This is a genomic window from Nonomuraea aridisoli (assembly GCF_003236395.1).
Taxonomy (GTDB): domain Bacteria; phylum Actinomycetota; class Actinomycetes; order Streptosporangiales; family Streptosporangiaceae; genus Nonomuraea; species Nonomuraea aridisoli.
In genome coordinates this window covers 1-18,068 of sequence record NZ_POUD01000067.1, presented here as the reverse complement: position 1 = coordinate 18,068, position 18,068 = coordinate 1, and the positions used below count along the sequence as shown (strand labels likewise).

Sequence of the window (18,068 nt, the reverse complement as noted above, 5' to 3'; positions counted from 1 at the left end):
TCCCCTCCTGCGTCGCCTCCACGAGAAATCTTTATGGACATCGCACGCCAGACGCAGGCGTTTGACAGGTAAAGTTGCGATTCGGTATCGACTAGTGATACGCGAGAGAGCCTCGGGTTCTAAGTCAGTCAAGGGACGACACATCGTCGAGCGCCTCCCGGATCTCCCGTGGCAGCACGACGTCCTCGGCCAGGAGCACACCCTTGAGCTGCGCGTGCGTACGCGCCCCGACGATCGCCGAGGCCACGCCGGGCTGGTCGCGCACCCACGACAGGGCCACCGCCAGCGGCGTGACGCCGAGCCCGTCGGCGGCCGTCATCACCGACTCGACCACCCGGCGGCTGCGCTCGTCGAGGTACGGCCGGACGAAGTCGGCGAAGTGCGGCGTCGCGGCGCGTGAGTCGGCCGGGATGCCGGTGCGGTACTTGCCGGTCAGCACGCCTCGGCCGAGCGGCGACCAGGCCAGCACGCCCACCCCCAGGTGGGCGGCGGCGGGCAGCAGCTCGCGCTCGGGCTCGCGGGCCAGCAGGGAGTACTCGGCCTGCGCCGAGGTGATCGGGATGCGGCCGGGCACCGACTTCTGGGCGACCGCGGCGGCGGCCAGCTGCCAGCCGGTGTAGTCGCAGACGCCGGCGTAGACCGCGCGGCCCGAGGAGACGATCGCGTCGAGCGCGCCCAGGGTCTCCTCCAGCGGCACCTCGTCGTCGTAGGTGTGCAGCTGCCACAGGTCGACGTGGTCGAGCCCGAGACGGCTGAGGGAGGCGTCGACCGCGGCGATCAGATGGCGGCGGGAGGCGTCGCGCGGCCGGCGGCCGGCCGGCGTCACCACCGCCTTGGTGGAGATGACCAGCTCCGAGCGCGGGACGGAGTCGCGGAGCATCCGCCCGAGCAGCCGCTCGGCGTCGCCGCCGGTGTAGACGTCGGCGGTGTCGACGAGGGTGCCGCCGGCGTCGAGGAACGTGCGGAGCTGGGCGGCGGCCTCGTCCGCGTCGGTGTCACGGCCCCAGGTCATCGTGCCGAGCCCCAGCCGGGACACCGACAGACCGCTGTGGCCGACATAGCGCTGCTCCATGATTGCGCCAGGGTACCGTCCGGGCCGATGAAACGTCGTGATCGACGCCTGCGACACTGGCTTGGTGACCACGTTGCTTCTGGCCCGCCATGGGCTGACGGACCTCACCGGGCCGGTGCTGGCCGGCCGCACCCCGGGGGTGCATCTGAGCGACGCGGGCCGGGCGCAGGCCGCCGCGCTCGCCGGGCGCATCGCGGGCGTCGGGCTCGACGCCATTGTCTCCAGTCCGCTGGAACGCTGCAGGGAAACGGCGCAGGCGGTGTCCGACGGGCGCGAGCTCGACGTGCAGATCGACGAGCGCTTCATCGAGTGCGGCTACGGCACCTGGACCGGCCGGCCGCTGAAGGAGCTCGCCAAGGAGCCGCTGTGGCAGGTCGTCCAGGCCCACCCGAGCGCGGCGACGTTCCCGGAAGGGGAGTCGCTGGCCGAGATGCAGCACCGGGCGGTCGCCGCGGTCCGGGAGTGGAATCAACGCCTAGGGGAGAAGGCTGTCTACCTGGTGTGCAGTCACGGCGACGTGATCAAGGCGATCGTGGCCGATGCGCTGGGTCTCCATCTCGATCATTTTCAGCGGATAACAGCCGATCCGGCCGCCCTCACCGTGATTCGCTATGCCCCCTTGCGCCCCTTTGTTCTCAGGATCAACGATATGGGGGAATTGAAGCTCCCCGAGGATTCGGAGGAGAAAGACGGGGGAGAAAACATCACCGGGAGCGATGCCGCCGTCGGCGGTGGATCAGGAACCACGTAAGGTCAGGCTATGCCGGTCTTCGACTACGACCCACCGGAGAGGTTCGTCGCCGGCGCCTTGGGGCAGCCGGGCGCACGACACTTCTTTCTGCAGGCCAGGGCCGAGGGCAGACTGACCACGGTGGCGCTGGAGAAATTGCAGGTCGCGGCGCTGGCGGGCAGACTGGACGAGTTGCTCGACGAGGTGCTGCGCCTCAGCGGGGGCACCGCTCACGTGCCCGCGCTCGCCCCCGCCGACCTGACCGACGACGCTCCCCTCGACCTGCCGGTCTCGGAGGACTTCCGGGTGGGCACCATGGCGCTGGCCTGGGACGCCGAGAAGTCGCAGGTCGTCATCGAGGCGCAGGAGGTCATCGACGAAGACGACGCCGAGGACGCCGACCCCGCGGTGTTGCGCGTGCGCATCAGCGCGGGCGCCGCACGCGCCTTCACCCAGCGCGCTCTCAAGATCGTCGCCGCGGGCCGGCCGCCCTGCCCCCTGTGCGGCCAGCCGCTCGACGCGGCCGGGCATGTCTGCGTCCGACTCAACGGCTACCGCGGGGGTGAGGCGGCTTCATGACCGCTCCCGAGAGCGAACCGGCCATCAAGCCCCCAGCACAGACCATGCGTGACGACGAGGCGCTCACGCTGCTGCGCGACGGCAGCCTCGAGGTCGCGGGCCGCCTGGTCGAGGCGACCAACATGACCCTCTACTGCTCGGTCACCCTGGGCGAGCGCAAGGCCGCCTGCGTCTACAAGCCCGTACGCGGCGAGCGCCCGTTGTGGGACTTCCCCGACGGCACCCTCGCCGCGCGCGAGGTGGCCGCGTTCGAGGTCTCACAGGCGACCGGCTGGCGCATCGTGCCGCCCACGGTCTACCGCGACGGCCCGTTCGGCCCCGGCATGTGCCAGCTGTGGATCGACACCGAGCGCGAGATCGACCTCATGCGGCTGGTGAGGAGCCGCAACCCGGTCGTGCGCCGGATGGCGGTCTTCGACGCCGTGATCAACAACGCCGACCGCAAGGGCGGTCACCTGCTCCCGCTGCCCACCGGCCACGTGTACGGCGTCGACCACGGCGTCTGCTTCGCCGTCGAGGACAAACTCCGCACGGTGCTGTGGCAGTGGCGCGGCAAGCCGCTGGCCCGCGAGGCGGTGGCGGTGCTCGCCAAGCTGGAGCGCGACATCGAGTCCGGCTCCCTGGGGCGGCGGCTGCGCGAGCTGCTCACGCTCGGCGAGGTCGAGGCCACGTGGCGGCGGGTCAGGCGGCTGCTCGACACGGGCGTGCACCCCTACCCCTCGGAGGGGTGGCCGGCCGTGCCCTGGCCCCCCATCTGATTTATCCCAAACGCGTAGATTACGCTTTGCCCATGTGCACGCTGATCGTGAGGACCGGGCGGCCGCTCACCCTTCTCGGAGTGCGGGACGAGTTCGCCGACCGGCCCTGGGAGGGGCCCGGCGAGCACTGGCCGGACGACTACCCGGGCGTGATCGGCGGGCGTGACCTCAAGGCCGGCGGCACCTGGCTGGCCGTCAACCCGGCGGCCCGCCGCGCCGCGGCGCTGCTCAACGGGCACGGCACCCCCGCCGACGAGACGACCAAGGTCTCGCGGGGCGACCTCGCACTGCGGGCGGCGTACACCGGGGAGATGCCCGAGACCGACCTGACCCGCTACGACCCGTTCCACCTGGTGGTCGCCGACCTGGCGCGGGTGCGGCTGTTCAGCTGGGACGGCGAGCGTCTGGCGGTCTCCGAGCTGCCCGAGGGCACCAGCATGGTCGTCAACTCGGGCCTCGACCCCGGCAGCGAGCGGGTGGTGGCGTACCTGCCGCGTTTCCGCGAGGCGGCCGAGTGGGGCGAGCTGATCAGGGAGCGGCCGTCCTCCGACCGGGCCGCGCTCATCATCCGGCACGAGCTGCCCGACGGCCGCGTCTTCGCGTCCCTGTCGGCCATGGAGGTCGCGATCACGTCCGAGGACGTGACGTACGAGTTCGCCGACCTGACGGCGAATCTGGACGGATAGGCTCATTGGCATGAGATCGTGGTCTGCCCCGAACATCCCCAAGCTCCCAGGTGAGAGCGTTCCGCTGCGTCTCTACGACACGTCGGCCAAGCAGGTGCGGCAGACCGATCCCGGGCCCACCGCGCGCATGTACGTCTGCGGCATCACCCCCTACGACGCCACCCACCTCGGCCACGCCAACACCTACCTGGCCTTCGACCTCGTCGGCCGGCTGTGGCGCGACGCCGGCCACGAGGTGCACTACACGCAGAACGCCACCGACGTCGACGACCCGCTGCTGGAGCGGGCCGAGCAGACCGGCGTCGACTGGCAGGAGCTGGCCGAGCGGGAGATCGAGCTGTTCCGCAGCGACATGGAGGCCCTGCGGATCGTGCCGCCCCGGGAGTACGTCGCGGTCACCGAGGTCGTCGGCCGGGTCGCCGACCTGATCTCCCAGCTGGCCGCCAAGGGCGTCACGTACGTCCTCGACGGCGACGTCTACTTCAGCGTGGCCGACGCCCCCAAGTACGGCCAGGTGTCCGGCTACGACGAGGAGGAGATGCTGGCGCTGTTCGCCGAGCGCGGCGGCGACCCCGACCGCCCCGGCAAGCGCCACCCGCTCGACTGGCTGCTGTGGCGGGCCGAGCGTCCGGGCGAGCCCGCCTGGGAGTCGCGGCTCGGGCGCGGCAGGCCCGGCTGGCACATCGAGTGCACCGCGATCGCCCTGGACAACCTGGGCGGCGGCTTCGACGTGGCGGGCGGCGGCTCCGACCTGATCTTCCCCCACCACGAGTGCGGCGCCTCCGAGGGGCACGCGGCGACGGGGGAGTGGCCGTTCGCGAAGTTCTACACGCACGCCGGGATGGTCGGGCTCGACGGCGAGAAGATGTCGAAGTCCAAGGGCAACCTGGTCTTCGTCTCCAGGATGCGCCAGGAGCACGACCCGATGGCGGTGCGGCTGGTGCTGCTGGCCCACCACTACCGGGCCGACTGGGAGTACACCCCCGACCTGGTGGCCGAGGCCGAGCGCAGGCTCGCGCGGTGGCGCGCGGCCGTCGCGCTCGCCGCCGCGCCGCCCGCCGGCGAGCTGCTGGCGCAGGTGCGCGAGCGGCTGGCCGACGACCTCGACGCGCCGGGCGCGCTGGCCGCGATCGACGCCTGGGCCGAGCGGGCGACGGCCGGGCAGGGCTCCGACCCCGCCGCCCCCGCCGCGGTGAAGGACCTGGCCGACGCCCTGCTCGGCGTCGCGCTCTGACCGCACGAGCCCCCGGGCTCAGACCTTGGCGCGTTCCAGCCGCTCCAGGGCGGCCAGCTCCTTGGCGAACCACGCGATCGTGCGCTTGAGCCCCTCGGCGGCGGGCACCTGCGCCCGCCAGCCGAGCCGCTCGGCCGCCAGCGTCGTGTCCGGCCGGCGCACCTTCGGGTCGTCGGCCGGCCGGTCGACGAAGGTGATCTCCGACGACGACCCGGTCAGCTCCTTGATCATGGAGGCCAGCTCCAGCATGGTCAGCTCGTCGGGGTTGCCGATGTTGACCGGCCCGGCGAAGTCGCTGCGGGCCATGGCCATGATCCCCGACACCGTGTCGTCGACGTAGCAGATCGAGCGCGTCTGCGAGCCGTCCCCCGTGATCGTGATGGGCTCGCCGGTCAGCGCCTGCCGGATGAACGTCGGGATCGCCCGGCCGTCGAAGGGGCGCATGCGCGGGCCGTAGGTGTTGAAGATCCGCACGATGCCGGTGTTCACGCCGCGCGAGTGCCGGTAGGCGGTGGTCAGCGACTCGGCGAACCGCTTGGCCTCGTCGTAGACGCTGCGCGGGCCCACCGGGTTGACGTTGCCCCAGTACGTCTCCTTCTGCGGGTGCTCCAGCGGGTCGCCGTACACCTCGCTGGTCGAGGCCAGCACGAAGCGGGAGTCCTTCTCCCTGGCCAGGCCCAGGGCGTGCAGCGTGCCGACGCCGCCGACCCGCAGGGTCTCGATCGGGTAGCGCAGGTAGTCGGCCGGCGAGGCGGCCGAGGCGAAGTGCAGGACGAGGTCCACCGGGCCCGGCACGTGCACGTACCCGGTCAGGTCGCACTCGATGAGCCGGAACTGCGGACGGTCGAGCAGGTGCTCGACGTTGCGCGGGCCCCCGGTGAGGAAGCTGTCCATGCAGACGACCTCCGCGCCCTCCTCCAGCAGCCGCTCGCACAGATAGGAGCCGAGGAACCCGGCGCCTCCGGTGACCAGAGCCCTCATGACGTGACCTCCATGGCAGCGTCGACGACTTCGGATACCTCGATCTTCAGCAGGCCGGGGTCCGGCCGCTCCCCATGCGGGTCCCCGTTCCGCCCCGCCCACAGCGCCACGTGGCGCCAGCCCGGCGGCGGCCCCCACAACGAGGGGGAGACCGGCCCGAACAACACCACCGACGGCACACAGAACGCCGTCGCCAGGTGAGCCACGCCGGTGTCGCCGCAGACCACCAGCCGCGACGTGCTCACCAGGTCGATCAGGTCGGCCATCCGGGTCTGCCCGGCCAGCATGCGCTCCGGCGGCAGGCCCGCCAGCTCGGCGACCTTCCTGGCCAGCGGCACCTCGTTCTCGGTGCCGGTGACGACCACGTCGTCGCCGAGCGCGGCGGCCACCTCGGCGAAGCGCTCGGGCGGCCAGCGGCGCGCCGGATAGGCGGCCCCCGGGTGCACGATCGCGGGGCCCGTCCGGTCGGAGATGCCCAGCGTCAGGTCGGCCGGGTCGGCCGGGATGCCGTGCCATTCCAGCAGCTCGCACCAGCGCCGCACCTCGTGCACGCCGTCCTTCCACGGCGGGCCGGTGCCGAAGCTGATCAACCTGCCCGGGTCGGTGGCGCGCAGCGCTTCGATGCTCTGCGGCCCCTTTCCATGCAGGTTGACCGCGATGTCCGGCCGGTGGAACGGCACCGGGCCGGGGCCCGACACGTCGATGCTCGCGTCGACCGCGCCGGTCAGCGGCAGCAGGGCGTCCAGCGCCCGGGGCGCGGCCAGCGTGATCCGGTGCTTGGGGAAGGCCTGCCGCAACGCCCGCAGCGCGGGCACGGCCGTGAGCAGGTCGCCCAGGCCGAGCCCGCGAAGCACCAGCAGGTCTAGGGCCATGACGTCTCCGTGGAAGGGCAGACGACGAGCTCCCTCACCTCGCAACCGGCCGGCTGCCGCAGCGCGAAGACCACGGCCTGCGCCACGTCCGCCGGATCGTTCAGCCCCGCCTCCGGGCCCGGTTTGTACTGTTCGGGACGGCCGTCGAAGAAGCTTGTCCGCATGCCGCCCGGGATCAGCAGGGTGACCCCGACCTCGCCGCGCAGCTCGATCGCGAGCGCGCGGGTGAAGCCGACGACGCCGAACTTCGAGGCCGAGTACGCCGAGGCGTCGCTCAGCGGCCGCAGCCCCAGCGTCGAGGCGCAGGTCACGACCGTGCCCCGGGTGTGCTTCAGGTACGGCAGCGCCGCCCGCACGATCGAGGCCGTGCCCAGCAGGTTGACCTTGATGACGCGCTCCCAGTCGTCGGCGGGCACGTCCTCCAGCCGTCCGCACGCGTCGATGCCGGCGGCCGTCACGACGCCGTGCAGGCCGCCGGCCCGCTCGGCGAGCTCGCGTACGGCCCGCTCGGCCTCGCCGCGGTCGGCCAGGTCCGCCGTGACGTGCTCGAAGCGCTGGTCCGGCGCCCGCACGTCGACGACCAGGGCCTTCCAGCCCTCCTTCTCCACGGCCTCGGCGGTGGCCAGGCCGAGCCCGGAGGCACCCCCGGTGATCAGAATGTTCACTGGATCTCCCTGATCAGATTCGTTGTCGAACGCCCCGGCAGCGTGCTCAGCACGACGATCTCCGCGCCGAGCCTGCCGAGGACCTCGGATTCGGGCAGTTCCTCCCCCTCGTAGTCGCCGCCCTTCACCCACACGTCGGGGCGCAGCTGCTCGATGGCCGCGGCGGGGGTGTCCTCGTCGAACACCATCACCGCGTCCACGCAGCCCAGCGCCCGCAGCACCTCGACCCGGTCGCGCACGTCCACGATGGGCCTGGACGCGCCCTTGAGCCGGCGTACCGAGTCGTCGGAGTTGACGCAGACGACCAGCGCGTCGCCCAGCGCCCTGGCCCGCCGCAGCAGGCTCACGTGGCCGGCGTGCAGCAGGTCGAAGCAGCCGCCCGTGGCGATCAGCCGGCCGCCGGAGGCCCGGGTGAGCTTGGCCACCTCGAGCGCCGTGCGCGGCCGGTCGCCCAGCCGCTGCTCCTGCACCCTGACACCGGCGGCGCCGCCGCGCTGCACGAAGTGCGACGCCTCGCCGACACCGATGATCACGGCCTTCTCGGCGTCGGCGCCGTCGGCCAGGGCGAGGGCCGCGGCGCTGGCGAGCCGGTCGCCCGCCCCGCACGCGTCCTGACCCCCGGCCCGCACCGGCGGCGGCACCCGGGTCAGCGGGCCGCCCTCCACGGCCAGCGCGGCTCCGCGCTCGCCGGTGGTGACGGCCACCGCCCTGGCCCGCAGGGCCCGGACCAGGCTGCGGGCGGCCTGGTCCGGGCCGTGGTAGCCGTCGGGGCACAACCGTCTGGCCTCCGCCTCGCTCGGCGTCAGCAGCGCGCAGCCCGGCATCGGCCGCTCGCCCCTGGGGTGCGGGTCCCACACCACCGGCACGGTGGTCTCGCGCAGCAGCTCCCTGGCCATCCTGGCCACGCCCCTGCCGTAGTCGGAGACCAGCACCGCGCCGGCCGCCGCGATCGCCTCGGCCACCTCCGGCGTGGGCGAGTAGCGGGCCGTGCCGTCGCCGGTGTCCAGCCTTACCAGCGTCTGGCCGCGCGCCCTGACCCGGGTCTTGCGCACCGTGCCGCCGCGCAGCGGGACCCGTACCAGCTCGACCTCCTCCGACAGCAGCGCGCACAGGCGGTGCCCGTCGGCGTCGTCGCCGATCGCCGTGACCAGCACGACCTCGGCGCCGTCGCGGGCGGCCAGCAGCGCCGCCAGCCCCGCCCCGCCGGGGCGGGCCTGCTCGGCGCACACCTCCACCACCGGCACGGGCGCGTCGGGGCACAGGCGCTCGGCCTCCCCCTCGACGTCCACGTCCAGCAGCGTGTCCCCCAGAACGACCAGCGGTCCCCTCACAGCGCCCCCTCCACCGCGTCGCACAGCAGGTGGATGAGGGCCAGATGCACTTCCTGAACGGTCGCCGTCTCCTCGGCCGGCACCGCCACCGCGTCGTCGCACAGGTCGGCCAGCGGGTTCGGCGCAGGCCCCGTCATGGCCCAGGCCAGGATGCCGCCCTCCTGCGCCGCCCGGGCCGCGGCCAGCACGTTCGGGCTGGCGCCGCTGGTGGACAGGCACAGCAGCACGTCGCCGGGCCGGCCGTGCGCCCGCACCTGGCGGGCGTAGACCTCGTCGGCGCCGTAGTCGTTGACGATGGCCGTCAGCGACGAGGCGTCGCCGTGCAGCGGGATCGCCGCGTACGGCCGCCGGTCGTCGCGGAACCTGCCGACCAGTTCGGCCGTCAGATGCTGGGCCTCCGCGGCCGAGCCGCCGTTGCCGCAGGCCAGCAGCCTGCCCCCGGCGGCCAGCACGCCGGCCAGCTTGCCACCCCAGGCCCGGACGGTGACCGCGTGGTCGTCGACCTTCTCCAGGGTGTTCCACAATTTCTCCAGATGAGCATCCATGATCAACCCCCCAGGGCCGCCAGGCGGCACACCTTCCCGTCGATGACCTGTGCGTACACGGCCTCGGTCTGCTCGGCCACGCGCGGCCAGCCGTAGCGGGCGCGGGCCCTCCGCGCTCCGGCGGACCCGAGCGCCGCCCGCCGTTCCCGGTCGCCGAGCAGGTCGTTCAGCGCCCTGGCCAGCGCCCGCGGGCGGCGCGGCGGCACGAGCACGCCGCAGCCCGCGACCGTGTCCAGGTGGCCGCCGACCGCCGAGGCCACGACCGGCACACCGCACGCCATCGCCTCCACCGGCACCATGCCGAACGGCTCGTACCACGGCACCGTGACCACCACGTCGGCCGCGCGCATCAGCGCCGGGACCTGCCGGCGGGGCACGCTGCCGATCACGTGGACGCGGTCGTCGATGCCGTGGCCCGCGGCCAGCTCCCGCAACCGGACGGCCTCCGGGTCGTCCCGGCTGCCGCCCGCGATCACCAGCTCCGCCCCGGGCACCCGGCACAGCGCCATGATCACGGTGTCCACGCCCTTGCGCGGCACCATCCGCCCGATGCTGAGCACCATCGGGCCGTCCGTACGCGGCGCGACCGTCCCCTGCGGGCAGAACGCCGACAGGTCCACCCCGCACGGCACGACGGTGATGCGCTGCTCGGGAACGCCCATCGCGACCAGCTCGCCCACCTCGTCGCTGCAGGTGGCCACCACGGCGTCGGCGCGCAGGCCGATCTCCCGCTCGGTCTCCAGGCGATGCGCGGGGCTCGTGTCGGCCTCGCCCTGCCAGCGCCGCTTGACCGTGCCGAGCGCGTGGAAGGTCTGCACCACGGGCACGCCGCGCGCCGCTCGCAGCGCCGCCTGGCCGCTCATCCAGAAATGCGCGTGGATCACGTCCGGCGGGCGCTGCGCCCAGCGCCGGGCCAGCCGCTCGGTGAACTCCGGCATGAACGGCGGCAGCTCGTCCTTCGGCACGGGAGCCGCCGGGCCGGCCGGGACGTACTCGACCGTGACGCCCGCAGCCAGCGGCACCGACTCCGGCTGCTGCGGCGACGTCCGCCGGGTGTGGACCACGACCGTGTGCCCGCGCTCGGCCAGAGCCACCGCCAGCGCGGCCACGTGGACGTTCTGGCCGCCGGAGTCCACGCCTCCGACCGCGGCCAGCGGGTCGGCGTGTTCCGAGATGAGATCCACCTTCACTGCGTCAGCTCCCTCACTGCCTTGACCACCTGCTCACTCGTCACCTGCGACAGGCACGGGTGCCCGGGCACCGGGCACAGGCGCGCCCGGCTGCCCCGGCAGGGCGCGTCCTGGTCGCCCAGCAGCACCGCGGGCACGCCGTACGGGGCCCACCGCGCCGCGGGGACGACGGGGGCGAACAGGCTCACGACCGGGGTGCCGACCGCCGCCGCCAGGTGCGCCGGGCCGGTGTTGCCCGCCACGAGCACGCCGGCGCCCTCGATCACGGCGGCCAGCTCGGCCAGCGTCGTCCGGCCGCCCAGGTCCGCGGCGTCGCCGCCGGCCACGTACGCGGTCAGGTCGCGCTCGGTGCCGGTCACGACGACCCGGTGGCCGTCCTCGGTCAGCTCCCGGACGGTCTGCCGGTGCCGTTCCGCCGGCCACGTGCGGGCGGGGGCGGAGGTGCCGGGGTGCACCACGACGTACGAGCCCGCACCGGCGAACCGGCCGGCGAACCGGCTGACGTCCGGCAGCGGCCGGCGGACCGCGAGCCCGCCGTCGTCGCCGTCCGGCAGCTCGAACCCGGCCGCCCGCGCCACCGCGAGCATCCGCTCGGCCTCCGGCACGTCGACGTCCTCGTCCACCCGGTGGCGGACGTCCAGCAGCGAGCCGGGGTAGTCGTTGCTGATCGCGGCGATCCGGCCGACCCCCGCCAGCCGGAGCAGCAGCGCCAGCGGCAGCGCCGACTGGTGGAACGAGGTCAGGATCACCGCCTCGTCCACGCCGCGCACCCTCCCGACGAGGTCGGCGACCTGCTCCTCGGTGACGGGCGGCGGGGTGTGGTCGATCCACGGCGCGCGCCACTCGAGCACCCGGTCGACGCCGGGCAGCAGCTCCGCGGCCGCCCGGCCGCGCGGACCGGCCAGGAAGACCACCTCGCGGGCCAGTGTGCGCACGGCCCGCACGGCGGGTCCGGCCAGCAGCACGTCCCCGGCGTCGTCGAGCCGGGCCACGAGCACGCGCCCGCGCATGTGATCGGTCATCGGCGTACCTTCCATTCCCCCCGCAGCCGGTGCGCGCAGGCGACCGGCGGGATCACCACGCTGGTGAGCGCCATGCGCAGCACCTCGTCCGGGGTTCGCGGCCCCGGCGCGACGCGCCGCCAGGCGAACTCGGCGGTCAGCGCCCCCCAGACCACGCCGGCGAGCGCGGGTGCCGCCCACCCGCGGCGCCTCACGACCGCCGCGCCCGTGAGCAGCGCCGCCGTGAGGCCCGCGGCCGTGGTCACGGCGTGCATCCGCAGCCGGCCCCGGCCGCTCCCGATGGCGGCGCGCCAGTCCGGGCCGTGCAGGCGGCGCATGAGCGCGTCGTCGGCGTTGCCCCGCTGGAATCGCACGCTCGCCCAGAACCCGTCCGCGCGCACCGGATGCTCGGTCACCCGATCGCCCCGCACCAGCCGGTGACCGGCCCGCCGCACCCGCAGCGCCAGGTCGGAGTCCTCCCGGTACGCCCGGGGGAACCGCTCGTCGAACCCGCCCACCGCCTCCAGCACCGCCCGCCGGTAGGCCATGTCGGCCGTCACCCACGCCGCGTCGACCAGCCCGGCCGTGTGGCGCTCGGCGTCGGTGGGCCGGCGGTCCTCGGGCAGCGGCACGGTGATGCGCCCCTGGCTGCCGGCCACGTCGTCGGGCAGGTCCACCAGGTCCTTCCAGACCGCCTCCGCCCACCCCGGCCGCGGCACCACGTCGTCGTCGAGGAACACCACCCACGGCGTCGCCGCGGCCCGCCACCCCGCGTTGCGCGCCGCCGCCGGGCCACGCCCGCCCGAGCGCACGACGCGTACGTGCGCCGGCAGCTCCAGCGGCGCCCCCGCCCGGCGGTCGTCCACCACGATCACCGGCACGCCGGACCCGACGGCCGCCACGGTGTCACGCAGGCTGGGCCGCCCGACGGTCGGGATCACCACGGTGATCACGCGGCGAACACCTCCCCGCGCCGCACCAGGTACGGCCCCAGCACGAGCACGTCCACCGGCGCCGACCCGAAGCACTCCAGCGCGTCACGCGGATCGTCCACCATGGGCCGGCCCGCGGTGTTGAGGCTCGTGTTGACCACCACCGGCAGCCCCGTACGCGCCTCGAACTCCTGCAGCACCCGCGCCATCAGCGGGTGCGCCCGCGGCGAGATCGTCTGGATGCGCGCCGTCCCGTCCACGTGCACCACCGCCGGGATGCGCGGCGCCCAGTCGGGATGGACGTCGTGCACGAACAGCATGTACGGCGACGGCACCGGCCCCCGCCCGAAGATCTCCCTGGCCCGCGACTCCAGCACCATCGGCGCGATCGGACGGAACTGCTCCCGCCCCTTGACGTCGTTGAGCCGCTCGGTGTTGCGCGCGTGACCGGGATGCGCCAGCAGCGACCGCTGCCCGAGCGCCCGCGGCCCGTACTCCGAACGGCCCTGGAACCAGGCCACGATCCGGTCGGCCGCCAGCTCGGCGGCGACGGCGGCGGCCAGGTCCGCGGGCCGCGAGTACGGCACGCGCGCCACGTCCAGCCACGCCCCGAGCTCCTCGTCGGTGAAGCCGCGCCCGAGCGCCGCGCCCGGCATCGGCGCGGCCGGCTCGCCGTACGTCTGCGCCAGGTGCAGCGCCCCGCCCAGCGCGGTGCCCGAGTCGCCCGCGGCCGGCTGCACCCACAGCTCCTCGAACGGCCCCTCGTCGAGCAGCCGGGTGTTGGCCACGCAGTTGAGCGCCACTCCGCCGGCCAGCGCCAGCCGCCGCTCACCCGTGCGCGCGTGCAGCCAGCGCACCAGCTCCAGCAGCACCTCCTCCAGCCGGGCCTGCACGCTCGCGGCCAGGTCGGCGTGGTCGGAGGTCCACGCGCCGCCCTTCGGCAGCGCCTTGGCGTAGACGTTCCAGTCGACCGGCTCCACCCGGAACCCGCCGTCGCCCGTGGTGTAGATCACCTCGCGCAGCGCGGCCAGGTGCCGCGGAGTGCCGTACGAGGCCATCGCCATGACCTTGTACTCGTCGCTGGAGCGCAGGAAACCGAGGTGCTCGGTCACCTCCTCGTACATCAGGCCCAGCGAGTGCGGCAGCTCCTGCGTGGCGAGGATCTCCAGCTCGCCGTCGCGGTAGACGCCCGCCAGGTGCGAGACGTCCTCGCCGCGCCCGTCGCACACCAGCACCGCGCAGTCGCGCCAGGGCGAGGCCAGGCCCGCCGAGGCGGCGTGCGCCACGTGGTGCGGCACGTAACTGACCAGGCCCGGGTCCAGGCCCGGCAGCGCCGTGGCGAGGAAGGCGGGGGCCCGCACCGCGTACTTCGTGCGCAGGTCCTCCCACTCGCCCTCCGGCCTGCGCACCACCAGCGAGGGGTCGTAGGAGTAGGCGACCACGTCGATGTCCTCGGCGGCCAGCCCGGCCTCGCGAAGGCACCAGGCGGCGGCCTGCTCCGGCAGCTCCCACGCGGAGAACGCCAGGGGCCGCTTGCCGTGCTTGCGGCGGCTGAAGCGTTCTTCCTCCGCCGCCGCCACGATCCTCCCGTCGACCACCAGCGCCGCGGCCGGGTCGTGGAAGATCGCGTTGATGCCGAGAAACTTCATGCTTCCTCCCCCTCAGGTGTCGAGAACCGCTACCGAGAGAAGCGGTTCTCAAACATCGAGCGAGCTCGGGAGATGCGGAAACGGGCCCTGCCTCCTGCGGTTGGTCACGGACAGTAGCCGTTTGCCGGGTCAAGCGCCGGGTAGCTGCCGGACACGCTGACGGAGGTGAATGGTGTTCGAAAAGCGACGTCCCGGCGCCGTGCTCTTCGATCGGGACGGGACCTTGATCAGGGACGTGCCGTACAACGGGGACCCGAAACTCGTCGAGCCCATGCCGGGCGCGATCGAGGCGCTGGGCCGGCTCCGACAGGCCGACGTGCCGGTGGCCGTGGTCACCAACCAGTCGGGCGTCGCCAAGGGGCTGATCTCGCCGGACGACATGGACCAGGTGAACGCCAGGGTGGAGGAGCTGCTGGGCCCGTTCGACGCGTGGGCGATCTGCGTGCACGACGACGGCGACGGCTGCACCTGCCGCAAACCCGCGCCCGGCCTGGTGATCAGGGCCGCCGCCGTACTGGACGTCAGCCCCCGCGACTGCGTGGTGGTGGGCGACATCGGGCGCGACATGGAGGCCGCCAGGGCCGCCGGGGCCCGCGGCATCCTCATCCCGACCCAGGAGACGCTGCCCGACGAGATCGAGCACGCTCCCGAGGTCGCGCACGACCTCTGCGACGCCGTGGACCGCGTGCTCAACGACGTGGCGGCCCCCGTGCCGGCCGCGTCGGCGCCGTGGGCCCGCGCCATGGGGTGGAGCCGCTGGTGAGGATCCTCCTCTGGCACGTGCACGGCTCGTGGACCAGCGCGTTCATCCGAGGGTCGCACGAGTACCTGCTGCCGCTCGTCCCCGATCGGGGTCCCGACGGACGGGGGCGGGCGGCCACCTACGACTGGCCCGACAACGCCCGCGAGGTGCCGTGGGACCGGCTGCGCCACGAACCCGTCGACGTCGTCGTCCACCAGCGCCCGCACGAGCTCGACCTGGCCCGCGAATGGCTCGGCCGCGACGTGCCCGGCGTGTACGTCGAGCACAACACCCCGGCCGGCGACGTGCCCCGCACCCGCCACCCGCTCGCGGACCGGAGCGACATCACGCTGGTGCACGTCACCCACTTCAACGAGCTCTTCTGGGACAACGGCAGGGCGCCCACCCGCGTCATCGAGCACGGCGTCCCCGACCCCGGCCACCTGTACACCGGTGAGCTGCCCCGCGCCGGGGTCGTCGTCAACGAGCCGGTGCGCCGTACCCGCGTCGCCGGGACCGACCTGCTGCCGCGCTTCGCCGAACGGGTGCCGCTCGACGTGTTCGGCATGAAGGTCACCGGCCTGCCGTACGGCACGTACGAGGACCTGCCCCAGCACGTCATGCACGCCGAGCTCGCCAAGAGGCGCGTCTACCTGCACCCCTACCGCTGGACCTCGCTGGGCCTGGCCCTCATCGAGGCCATGACGCTGGGCATGCCCGTCGTCGCGCTCGCGGCCACCGAGGCCGTCGAGGCGGTGCCGCCCGAGGCCGGCGTGATCTCCACGAAGGTGCACGTGCTGGCCGACGCGCTGCACGCCTACGCCGAGGACCCGGAGAGCGCCCGGCAGGCCGGCAAGGCCGCCAGGGCGGCGGCGCTGTCGCGCTACGGGCTCGCCAGATTCCTGGCGGACTGGGACGAGCTGCTCACTCAGGTATGAGCCCGCTCACGCTGGGTAGGCGCGGTCGTCATGATGATGCTCGACTGGACCCGCAGGGCGGCCTGCCTGGACCTCGACCCGGAGCTGTTCTTCCCGATCTCCGTGGAAGGGCCGAGCCGGTCACAGGTCGAGCAGGCCAAACGCGTGTGCGGCAGCTGTCCCGTACGGCGGCCGTGCCTCGAGTACGCGCTGGACACCAGGCAGGCCTATGGCGTCTGGGGCGGCACCGATCCCGTGCAGCGGCGGGAGCTCATCCTGGCAGAGCCGCCGCGAGAAACCGTTCCCGCTCGGCCTCTTCGAGGTGGTCGCTGAACAGCACCCCGTCGAGGTGGTCGACCTCGTGCTGGAGCACCCGCGCCAGCACCCCGAGCGCGCGCACGGTCACGGGCTTGCCGAACATGTCGCGGCCGCGCGCCGTCACCATGTAGGAGCGTTCCAGCGGCCACCACACGCCAGGGGCCGACAGGCACGCCTCGTCGGCGGTGATGCGCCGCTGGGACAACTCCAGGCGTGGATTGACCAGATGGCCCGACTTTCCGTCGTAGGAGTAGACCAGCACCCGCACCGGCTCGCCGAGCTGCGGGGCCGCGAGCCCCGCCCGGCCGGCGCCCGCGCCCATCGTGGCCGTCAGCGACTTCACCAGCCGCCGCAGCTCCCGGTCGAAATCCTGCACCGGCGCGGACACCTGGCGCAGCACCGGATCGTCGAACGTGCGAATAGGCCGGACCGTCACCCGTAACTCCCCGATAGGCGGCGTCGTCACGATCTACGTTTCCCCCGTGCCTCCCGCGCCAACCGCCGGGCCCCAGCCTTGTAGCACAGCGGTAACAGAAGGGACCCAGGGGCGAAACCCCCCGAAAGCAGTATCGGAGGGTGATCTCACTTGCGTCACACGCGCCTGTGATGCCCGGCCGGGTGCTCGGGGCCCGGCCGGGCGTCCCTGACCGGCTGGAGGTATGGGTATGAGCGCGCTTCCCCTGGACAGCGGCCCCTCACCGGAGACCGCCCCTGACGCCCTGGCGGGCTTCACCGTCGGCGTGACCGCGACGAGACGCCGCGAGGAGTTCGGCGCCCTGCTGGAACGGCGCGGCGCCCGCGTGGTCAGCGCCCCCGCGATCCGGCTCGTCCCCCTCGCCGAGGACGCCGACCTGCTCGCCGCCACCCGGCACAGCCTGGAGGCGCCGCTCGACGACGTGGTCGTCACCACCGGCGTCGGCTTCCGCGGCTGGATGGCCGCCGCCGAGGGCTGGGGCCTGTCCGCCGACCTGACCGACCACCTCTCCCGGGCGCGCCTGCTCACCCGCGGCCCCAAGGCCAGGGGAGCGGTACGCGCCGCCGGGCTCAACGACCACTGGACCCCGGCCACCGAGTCGTGCCAGGAGGTCAAGGAGTACCTCCTCGACCAGGACCTGCGCGGGCGGCGCATCGCGGTGCAGCAGCACGGCGAGCCCCTCGCCGAGTTCGTGGCCGAGCTGCGCAGGGCGGGCGCCGAGGTCATCGAGATCCCCGTCTACCGGTGGTTGCCGTACCGCGACATCTCGCCGCTGCGCCGCCTCATCACCCAGACGATCTCCGGCGCGGTCGACGCCGTCGCCTTCACCAGCGCGCCCGCCGTCCACGCCATGCTGGGCGCGGCCCGGGCGGACGGGCTGGAGGAGGCGCTGCTGTCCGCGTTCGGCGGGGGAGTGGTGGCCGCGTGCGTGGGGCCCGTGACCGCCGAGCCGCTCACCTCGCGCGGCGTCCCGACGTTGCAGCCCGACCGCTCCCGGCTGGGGGCGCTGGCCCGGGTCCTCGCCCGGCACCTGCCCGAGCACGGCGTCACCCGGCTCACCGCGGGCGGCCACCGCCTGGAGATCCGCGGCCACGCGGTCGTCGTGGACGGCGAGCTGCGTCCGCTGCCGCCCGCGCCGATGGCGGTGCTCAAACGCCTGGCCGACAAGCCCGGCCACGTGGTGTCGCGGGGGGACCTGCGCACGGTGCTGCCCGGCAGCGTCGCCCGCGACTCGGCCGAGCACGCGGTGGAGATGGCCATCACCCGGCTGCGGCGCGCGCTGGGGGCCGCCGGCATCGTCGAGACGGTCGTCAAACGCGGCTACCGCCTGGCCTGCCTCTACGACGCCGCCCTATGACCCCGTTCCCCGCTCCATGACTCCGCCCTTCCCC

At 73.8% G+C, this 18,068-nt stretch carries 20 protein-coding genes; 9 read left to right on the top strand and 11 right to left on the bottom strand.

Translation table 11 applies throughout. From position 1 onward, the window contains the following. Window positions 1-124: 124 nt before the first annotated feature. A complete protein-coding gene (locus C1J01_RS18060) occupies window positions 125-1,072 on the bottom strand; it encodes an aldo/keto reductase (protein ID WP_111180138.1) in 948 nt (315 codons plus the stop codon). Window positions 1,073-1,136: 64 nt separating this feature from the next. Between C1J01_RS18060 and C1J01_RS18055 the strand changes: the two genes are divergently transcribed. From C1J01_RS18055 to mshC, 5 genes are read left to right on the top strand one after another with little or no spacing between them, the layout of a single operon-like run. Further along, complete coding sequence (locus tag C1J01_RS18055) at window positions 1,137-1,823, top strand: MSMEG_4193 family putative phosphomutase (protein WP_111180159.1); 687 nt, start codon at window positions 1,137-1,139, stop codon at window positions 1,821-1,823. Window positions 1,824-1,832: 9 nt separating this feature from the next. Next, window positions 1,833-2,381, top strand: coding sequence for a DUF3090 domain-containing protein (locus tag C1J01_RS18050; RefSeq protein ID WP_111180137.1), 549 nt, complete (start codon window positions 1,833-1,835; stop codon window positions 2,379-2,381). Beyond that, the gene (locus C1J01_RS18045) at window positions 2,378-3,139 is read left to right on the top strand and encodes an SCO1664 family protein (RefSeq protein WP_111180136.1); all 762 of its coding nucleotides are present in this window, start codon (window positions 2,378-2,380) and stop codon (window positions 3,137-3,139) included. The genes C1J01_RS18050 and C1J01_RS18045 overlap by 4 nt, the downstream gene beginning before the upstream one ends. 32 nt (window positions 3,140-3,171) lie before the next feature. Beyond that, window positions 3,172-3,825: an NRDE family protein gene (locus tag C1J01_RS18040; protein ID WP_111180135.1), complete on the top strand. Its 654-nt coding sequence runs from the start codon at window positions 3,172-3,174 to the stop codon at window positions 3,823-3,825. Between the two features lie 4 nt (window positions 3,826-3,829). Then, window positions 3,830-5,059 (top strand): cysteine--1-D-myo-inosityl 2-amino-2-deoxy-alpha-D-glucopyranoside ligase, encoded by a 1,230-nt coding sequence (gene mshC / locus C1J01_RS18035; protein ID WP_181448822.1) that lies wholly within the window; start codon window positions 3,830-3,832, stop codon window positions 5,057-5,059. A gap of 18 nt (window positions 5,060-5,077) precedes the next feature. Here mshC and C1J01_RS18030 read toward each other — a convergent pair whose 3' ends face one another. Genes C1J01_RS18030 through C1J01_RS17990 form a run of 9 tightly spaced genes read right to left on the bottom strand, consistent with a single transcriptional unit; the run spans window position 5,078 to window position 14,225 of the window. Further along, the gene (locus tag C1J01_RS18030; RefSeq protein ID WP_111180133.1) at window positions 5,078-6,040 is read right to left on the bottom strand and encodes a UDP-glucuronic acid decarboxylase family protein; all 963 of its coding nucleotides are present in this window, start codon (window positions 6,038-6,040) and stop codon (window positions 5,078-5,080) included. Next, the gene (locus tag C1J01_RS18025) at window positions 6,037-6,912 is read right to left on the bottom strand and encodes a glycosyltransferase family 9 protein (protein ID WP_111180132.1); all 876 of its coding nucleotides are present in this window, start codon (window positions 6,910-6,912) and stop codon (window positions 6,037-6,039) included. Before C1J01_RS18025 ends, C1J01_RS18030 begins: the two co-directional genes overlap by 4 nt. Then, a complete protein-coding gene (locus tag C1J01_RS18020; protein ID WP_111180131.1) occupies window positions 6,903-7,577 on the bottom strand; it encodes an SDR family oxidoreductase in 675 nt (224 codons plus the stop codon). Before C1J01_RS18020 ends, C1J01_RS18025 begins: the two co-directional genes overlap by 10 nt. After that, on the bottom strand, window positions 7,574-8,908 hold the full coding sequence (locus C1J01_RS18015) for a PfkB family carbohydrate kinase (RefSeq protein ID WP_111180130.1): 1,335 nt from the start codon (window positions 8,906-8,908) through the stop codon (window positions 7,574-7,576). Before C1J01_RS18015 ends, C1J01_RS18020 begins: the two co-directional genes overlap by 4 nt. Continuing rightward, window positions 8,905-9,453, bottom strand: a complete 549-nt coding sequence (locus C1J01_RS18010) for a D-sedoheptulose-7-phosphate isomerase (RefSeq protein ID WP_111180129.1) — start codon at window positions 9,451-9,453, stop codon at window positions 8,905-8,907. The genes C1J01_RS18015 and C1J01_RS18010 overlap by 4 nt, the downstream gene beginning before the upstream one ends. Window positions 9,454-9,455: 2 nt before the next feature. Further along, window positions 9,456-10,643 carry a glycosyltransferase gene (locus tag C1J01_RS18005; protein WP_111180128.1) on the bottom strand — a complete coding sequence of 396 codons (1,188 nt, stop codon included), beginning with the start codon at window positions 10,641-10,643 and terminating at the stop codon, window positions 9,456-9,458. Further along, window positions 10,640-11,665 (bottom strand): glycosyltransferase family 9 protein, encoded by a 1,026-nt coding sequence (locus C1J01_RS18000; protein WP_235854504.1) that lies wholly within the window; start codon window positions 11,663-11,665, stop codon window positions 10,640-10,642. The genes C1J01_RS18005 and C1J01_RS18000 overlap by 4 nt, the downstream gene beginning before the upstream one ends. Then, window positions 11,662-12,597, bottom strand: coding sequence for a glycosyltransferase family 2 protein (locus C1J01_RS17995; protein ID WP_111180127.1), 936 nt, complete (start codon window positions 12,595-12,597; stop codon window positions 11,662-11,664). Before C1J01_RS17995 ends, C1J01_RS18000 begins: the two co-directional genes overlap by 4 nt. Further along, the gene (locus tag C1J01_RS17990; RefSeq protein ID WP_111180126.1) at window positions 12,594-14,225 is read right to left on the bottom strand and encodes a carbamoyltransferase family protein; all 1,632 of its coding nucleotides are present in this window, start codon (window positions 14,223-14,225) and stop codon (window positions 12,594-12,596) included. Before C1J01_RS17990 ends, C1J01_RS17995 begins: the two co-directional genes overlap by 4 nt. Before the next feature lie 169 nt (window positions 14,226-14,394). Here C1J01_RS17990 and C1J01_RS17985 point away from each other — a divergent pair, with 169 nt between their 5' ends. Genes C1J01_RS17985 through C1J01_RS17975 form a run of 3 tightly spaced genes read left to right on the top strand, consistent with a single transcriptional unit; the run spans window position 14,395 to window position 16,217 of the window. Beyond that, window positions 14,395-14,988, top strand: coding sequence for a D-glycero-alpha-D-manno-heptose-1,7-bisphosphate 7-phosphatase (locus tag C1J01_RS17985; protein ID WP_235854503.1), 594 nt, complete (start codon window positions 14,395-14,397; stop codon window positions 14,986-14,988). Continuing rightward, window positions 14,985-15,905: a glycosyltransferase gene (locus C1J01_RS17980; protein WP_181448821.1), complete on the top strand. Its 921-nt coding sequence runs from the start codon at window positions 14,985-14,987 to the stop codon at window positions 15,903-15,905. Before C1J01_RS17985 ends, C1J01_RS17980 begins: the two co-directional genes overlap by 4 nt. A 30-nt stretch (window positions 15,906-15,935) precedes the next feature. Beyond that, window positions 15,936-16,217, top strand: coding sequence for a WhiB family transcriptional regulator (locus C1J01_RS17975; protein ID WP_181448820.1), 282 nt, complete (start codon window positions 15,936-15,938; stop codon window positions 16,215-16,217). Here C1J01_RS17975 and C1J01_RS17970 read toward each other — a convergent pair. Beyond that, on the bottom strand, window positions 16,156-16,668 hold the full coding sequence (locus C1J01_RS17970; RefSeq protein ID WP_235854502.1) for a peptide deformylase: 513 nt from the start codon (window positions 16,666-16,668) through the stop codon (window positions 16,156-16,158). The two genes, C1J01_RS17975 and C1J01_RS17970, sit on opposite strands and share 62 nt — an antisense overlap. 199 nt (window positions 16,669-16,867) lie before the next feature. Between C1J01_RS17970 and C1J01_RS17965 the strand changes: the two genes are divergently transcribed. Further along, on the top strand, window positions 16,868-18,034 hold the full coding sequence (locus C1J01_RS17965) for a uroporphyrinogen-III synthase (RefSeq protein ID WP_111180123.1): 1,167 nt from the start codon (window positions 16,868-16,870) through the stop codon (window positions 18,032-18,034). Window positions 18,035-18,068: the final 34 nt, after the last annotated feature.